The following is an 813-nucleotide window of genomic DNA, read 5'->3' as shown; positions in this document are numbered from 1 at the left end:
AGAATATTAATATTCAATTTTTATATAAAAAAAATAAGCTCCGAAGAGCTTATTTTAATAATAATATCAACGCAATTATCAATGATATTATCGAAAATACAATCATAAATAATAAAGCTCAGTCATGAGTTATCGCCCTGTTACCGTCATTCCTGCTGTATAAATCGTATCTACAGAACCATCAGCACTTACAACTTCAACTTTGTAGCGGTATGTCCCAGTGTCGTAAATGTTTTCGCCATATCCTGTGAAAGTTGAAATTTCATCATTTGAGCCAGCTGGAACCCATTGATTTTGCCAATGGAAACTAGTTTCAAATTCTCCCCAGCTATCTCCATATTTTTTCTCAAGGCTAACATTGTAATGAATATCTTCAGCTCGGTTGTTTGTAATTCTTGCAATTGTACTGTTGCCAAAAGTAACTTGTGTAGAATGTACTTGAACTGTAACACCGTTCACCGTTTCGCTAGGACCACAAATATAATGACAGCCCTCATTAAATTCATCAGCATGTGCCTTTGGTGTATCTAAATTCATAACCGTTAAACCGCCTAAAGCTAATGCACCAGTCAACGCAATTGTAGCTAATTTTTTCATGATAATTCCTCCTATTAACCGCTATAAGTGAATGTTTTTGTTTTTACGTATTCATTGCCAGCATAAAAAGATTTCTATGACTCATTTTTATCACCCTTCAGCTTATATAATTCGACAAATGGTGATAATTTCCTGCAAATAAAATGAATAAGCACTCCCGCAGGAATGCTTATTCAAATTCAATTTCTGTTTTATTGTCTGATGTGAAGTATCTTG

At 33.9% G+C, this 813-nt stretch carries 1 protein-coding gene; it reads right to left on the bottom strand.

Features of this window, described 5'->3' with window-relative positions:
• Window positions 1–129: 129 nt before the first annotated feature.
• On the bottom strand, window positions 130–597 hold the full coding sequence (locus BAQ49_RS14505) for a hypothetical protein (protein WP_071745893.1): 468 nt from the start codon (window positions 595–597) through the stop codon (window positions 130–132).
• Window positions 598–813 lie beyond the last annotated feature (216 nt).

The organism is Bacillus proteolyticus (genome assembly GCF_001884065.1).
GTDB classification, from domain to species: Bacteria; Bacillota; Bacilli; order Bacillales; family Bacillaceae_G; genus Bacillus_A; species Bacillus_A proteolyticus.
The sequence above is the reverse complement of the archived record's forward strand: the minus strand, read 5'-3'. Positions and strand labels throughout refer to the sequence as shown.

Excerpts from the sequence above, each read along its gene's own strand:
- BAQ49_RS14505 (WP_071745893.1), bottom strand. The coding sequence starts at position 597 with ATGAAAAAATTAGCTACAATTGCGTTGACTGGTGCATTAGCTTTAGGC.